4 protein-coding genes and 1 pseudogene are annotated in these 4,718 nt (G+C 72.6%); 1 reads left to right on the top strand and 4 read right to left on the bottom strand.

All coding sequences use genetic code 11. The features are described 5' to 3' along the window. On the top strand, window positions 1-787 hold a 787-nt coding region (locus FMEAI12_RS00995; protein WP_304598610.1), incomplete at its 5' end, for a BTAD domain-containing putative transcriptional regulator. A 69-nt stretch (window positions 788-856) separates the two neighbouring features. Here FMEAI12_RS00995 and recQ read toward each other — a convergent pair. From recQ to FMEAI12_RS39610, 4 genes and pseudogenes are all read right to left on the bottom strand, one after another. Continuing rightward, a complete protein-coding gene (gene recQ, locus FMEAI12_RS00990; RefSeq protein WP_235013559.1) occupies window positions 857-2,710 on the bottom strand; it encodes a DNA helicase RecQ in 1,854 nt (617 codons plus the stop codon). Window positions 2,711-2,810: 100 nt separating this feature from the next. Beyond that, a complete protein-coding gene (locus tag FMEAI12_RS00985) occupies window positions 2,811-3,845 on the bottom strand; it encodes a LacI family DNA-binding transcriptional regulator (protein WP_112104651.1) in 1,035 nt (344 codons plus the stop codon). Then, window positions 3,842-4,507 (bottom strand): family 1 glycosylhydrolase, encoded by a 666-nt coding sequence (locus FMEAI12_RS00980; RefSeq protein WP_235013558.1) that lies wholly within the window; start codon window positions 4,505-4,507, stop codon window positions 3,842-3,844. The genes FMEAI12_RS00985 and FMEAI12_RS00980 overlap by 4 nt, the downstream gene beginning before the upstream one ends. A 98-nt stretch (window positions 4,508-4,605) precedes the next feature. Continuing rightward, window positions 4,606-4,718 (bottom strand): annotated as a pseudogene (locus FMEAI12_RS39610) (family 1 glycosylhydrolase); the annotation flags it as partial.

Here is a 4,718-nt window from a genome sequence, read left to right as displayed (position 1 = left end):
GAGAGCTGGGAGCACGGCCGCGACGGGCCAGGTGGAGATGGCCGTGCACGTGCTGGGACCGCTGTCGGTGACGGTGAACGGGCGGCTCGTGCGAGGCTGGGGCACCCGCCCCCGGTCCCTACTGGCCTACCTGGTGATCCATCGGGCGGACCTGCCCCCGCGGGAGGTCGTCACCGAGGCGTTGTGGCCACGCGCCGACCTGCCCGCGGCGCGGAACAACATTCAGGTGGCCGTGTACGGCGCGCGCCGCGCCCTGCGGGAGGCGGTTGACCGGCAGGTCATCGTGTTCGAGCGCGGCGTGTACCGGCTGGCCGCCGACGTCATGGTGTCCATCGATCTCGACGCGTTCGAAGGCCATGTCCAGGCTGGTCAGCGTTTCGCCGACGCGGCACGCGTCGAGGCCGCCATCGCCGAACTCGAAGCGGCGGTGGCGCTGTACCGGGGCGATTTCCTCGCCGACGCGCGTTCCGAGGACTGGGCCGTCCTGCGGCGCGAGCAGCTGAGGCTGGCCTACCTGGACGCGCTGGACCGGCTCAGCTCGCTGTACCTGGAGACCGGGCAGTACTCGGTCTGCGCGCTGCTGTGCCGGCAGATCCTCGAGCGCGACCCGTGCCGGGAGGACGCCCACCGCCGGCTCGTGCGCTCCTACGCCCGCCAGGGGCAGCCGCACCTGGCGCTGCTGCAGTTCCGGACCTGCATCGACATCCTCGCCCGCGAGCTGCGCGTCGCCCCGGGACCGGCGACCGCGCGCCTGCACGAGCGGATCCGCCGGCACGAGCCCGTCTGAGCGTCGCCGCGCCCTGCTCTCCCGCCGACAGCGATGGCCGCGCCGCGCCGTGGGCCGGTCCGCTGTGGGTCAGTCCGCGGGCGTGGCGCTACACAGCGGGAGGATGTGTTCGCCGTACTTGGCCAGCTTGTTCTCGCCGACGCCGTTCACCGTCGCGAGCTCGGCGAGCGAGGAGGGCGCGCGGGTGGCGATCTCGCGCAGCGTGGCGTCATGGAAGATCACGTAGGCGGGAACGCCCTGTTCCTTGGCGGTGGCCCCCCGCCAGGCGCGCAGCCGTTCGAACAGCGGCGCCGCCTCCGCGGACAGTTCGACCGGCTCGGCCCGGCGTGCCTTCGTCGCAGAGGAGCCGGTGGCCTTCGCCGGTCGCTTCGGTTCGCGCCGCATGGAGACCGTCCGCTGCCCGCGCAGGACGTCCGCGCTCGCGTCGGTGAGGACGAGCGTTCCGTGCTCACCCTCGACGGCCAGCAGCCCCTGGGCCAGGAGCTGGCGGACCACGCCACGCCACTCGGCCTCGCTGAGCTCGGTGCCGATGCCGAAGACCGTCAGCGAGTCGTGGCCGTGCTGGTCGACCTTGGGTGTGCGCCGGCCCAGCAGGATGTCGACGACGTGGCCGGCGCCGAACTTCTGCCGGCGTTCCCGGTGCAGGCGCAGCACCGTCGACAGCAGCTTCTGGGCGGGCACGGTCGCCTCCCAGGACTGCTGCGGGTGCAGGCAGGCGTCGCAGTTGCCGCAGGCGCTCGACCCCTGCTGCCCGAAGTACGCCAGCAGGCCGACCCGGCGGCACTCGATGGTCTCGCACAGTGCGAGCATCGCGTCGAGGTGGGAGTTGAGCCGCCGGCGGTGCGTGGCGTCGCCGTCGGAGGCGTCGATGAGCCGGCGCTGCTGGACCACGTCCTGCAGGCCGTACGCGAGCCAGGCGGTGGAACGCAGCCCGTCCCGGCCGGCGCGGCCGGTCTCCTGGTAATAGCCCTCCACCGACTTCGGTAGGTCGAGGTGGGCGACGAAGCGGACGTCCGGCTTGTCGATGCCCATCCCGAAGGCGATCGTGGCGACCATGACCAGGCCGTCCTCACGGAGGAAACGGGCCTGGTGCTCGGCGCGGGTGCGTGCTTCGAGGCCGGCGTGGTAGGGCAGCGCGGCGATCCCGTTCGACACCAGGAACTCCGCGATCTTCTCGACCGACGCCCGGGACAGGCAGTACACGATGCCCGCGTCGCCGGGATGCTCGGTGCGCAGGAGCTCCAGCAGCTGTGCCTTCGGGTCGTTCTTCGGCACGATGCGGTACTGGATGTTCGGCCGGTCGAAGTCGGCGACGAAATGGCGGGCGTTTCCCAGCCCGAGCCGGTTCGTGATCTCCTGGTGGGTCGCCGGGGTGGCGGTGGCGGTCAGTGCGACGCGCGGCACCTGCGGCCAGTGCTGGTGCAGCTCGGAGAGCAGGAGGTAGTCGGGCCGGAAGTCGTGCCCCCACTGCGCGACGCAGTGCGCCTCGTCGATCGCGAACAGCGCGATCTCGCCCTGGTCGAGGAGCTCGATCGTCGCGCGTACCCGCAGCCGCTCGGGGGCCAGGTAGAGCAGGTCGAGCTCGCCGGCGAGGAACGCGGACTCCACCGCGCGGCGCTCGTCGGCCTGCTGGGTGGAGTTGAGGAACCCCGCCCGGACCCCGAGCGCCAGCAACGCGTCGACCTGGTCCTGCATCAGCGCGATGAGCGGGGAGATGACGACGCCGGTGCCGGGCCGGACGAGCGCCGGGATCTGGTAGCACAGCGACTTGCCGCCGCCGGTCGGCATGAGGACCAGCGCGTCGCCACCACCGACGACGTGATCGATGATCTCCTGCTGGCCGTCGCGGAAGGACTCGTAGCCGAAGACGCGGCGGAGCACTTCCACGGCGTCACGCGGGACGCGAACCGAGGGCGAGGTCACCGCGCCACTGTAGAAGGCCGCACGGGACGAGGGTGACGCGAGTTCGCGCCTGTGGACAACCCGTTCCCGACCCGCCTGTTGTCCCCAGCGGGGAACCGGCTCAGGCTGACGAACGGATCACCAGCTCCGTCGGCAGGATCACCGACGCCGCGTCGCCGGTGGGATCGGCGATGCGCCGCAGGAGCTGGTGCACCATCTCCGCGCCGAGCCGCTCCACCGGCTGGCGGACGGTCGTCAGCGGCGGGTCCGCGTAGACCGCCGGCGCCGCGTCGTCGAAGTCGACGACGGCGACGTCGTCGGGAACCCGCCGCCCGGCGGCCCGCAGCGCGCGCAGCACGCCGAGGGCCATCAGGTCGGAGGCGGCGAACACCGCGTCGATCGTCGGGTGCTCCGCCAGCAGCCGGGCCGCCGCCGCCTGGCCGCTGGCCTCGGTGAAGTCGCCGGTCTCGACCCGGGTGGCCGAGGCCGGCAGGCCCGCGTCGCGGGCCGCCTGCGCGTAGCCGGCCAGGCGGTCGACGCCCACGCTCATGTCCACCGGCCCGGCGACGGTCGCCAGCTCGCGGCGGCCCGTCGCGACGAGATGGCGCACGGCCTGCCGGGCGCCGCCCACGTTGTCGGCGTCGACCGAGTCGACCGGGTCGCCGGTGAGCAGCCGTCCCGCCATCACCAGCGGGACCCCGGCGCCCGAGACCGACATCGGCATGATGTCGTCCCCGTGCAGGGAGATCAGGAGCACTCCGTCGACGTGGCCGTTGCCGACGTAGCGCAGCGCCCGGTCGCGCTGCCGGTCACCCTGCACCTGTAACAGGACGAGCTGGAGCTGGGTGACGCTCAGCGCCTGGTTCACTCCGCGCAGCACGCTGGCGAAGAACGGGTCGGCGAACACCGTGTCGGGCCGCTCGTGCACGATCAGCACGATCGTGTCCGTCCGCCTGGTCACCAGGCTGCGGGCGGCCTGGTTCGGCACGTAGCCGAGCTCGGCGATCGCCCTGGTGACCGCGGCGTGCGCCGCGGGGGAGACACGGAGCGACCCGTTCACCACCCGGGAGACCGTCGCCCGCGACACCCCCGCCAGCTCGGCGACGGCCTCCAGGGTCGGCGCCTGGCGGGTCCGGGCCGGTGGTTCCGGCGTCACCGCGTCCCGCTTGCCGCGCGGTGCTCCCGGATCAGCCGCGAGTACCACAGCCCGCTGGACTTCGGCGTGCGCACCAGGGACTCGAAGTCGACGTGCACGATGCCGAACCTCATCCGGTACCCCTCGGCCCACTCGAAGTTGTCCAGCAACGACCACACGAAGTATCCCCGAACGTCGACCCCGTCCTCGGACGCCTGCCGGACGGCGTCGAGGTGACCCGCCAGGTAACGCACCCGCAGCGGGTCGTGCACCGTCCCGTCCGGGGACACCTCGTCGTCGTAGGACGCGCCGTTCTCGTGGATGTAGAACGGGACCCCCGGATAGTCCGCGCCGAGCCGGCGCAGCAGGGCCAGGAAGCTGCGCGGCCGGACCGGCCAGCCCAGCGCCGTCACGTCCTCGTTCGTGGGCACCCTCGTGACGTTCCCCGCGCCGGCGAAGGGGGTCGGTTTCGGGGACGGGTCCGGCCCGGGCGCGACGATGTGCGGCGCGTAGTAGTTCACCCCGATCCAGTCCACCGGCTGCGCGATGACGGCGAGATCACCGTCCTGGGCGGGCAGCTCGGCGCCGGCCCGGGCGAAGTCGGCGATCACGTCGGACGGGTACGTGCCGTGCAGGACGGGATCGAGCCAGAGCCGGATCTGCTGCCCGTCGACGAGCCGCACGGCACGTACCCGTCCGACGTGATCGCCGACTTCGCCCGGGCCGGCGCCGAGCTGCCCGCCCAGGACGGTGATCTCGCCGTCATCGCGCAGCCGGTGGACTGGATCAGCCGCGAGTACCACAGCCCGCTGGACTTCGGCGTGCGCACCAGGGACTCGAAGTCGACGTGCACGATGCCGAACCTCATCCGGTACCCCTCGGCCCACTCGAAGT

It is taken from the genome of Parafrankia sp. Ea1.12 (genome assembly GCF_900465275.1).
Classification (GTDB): domain Bacteria; phylum Actinomycetota; class Actinomycetes; order Frankiales; family Frankiaceae; genus Parafrankia; species Parafrankia soli.
The sequence above is the reverse complement of the archived record's forward strand: the minus strand, read 5'-3'. Positions and strand labels throughout refer to the sequence as shown.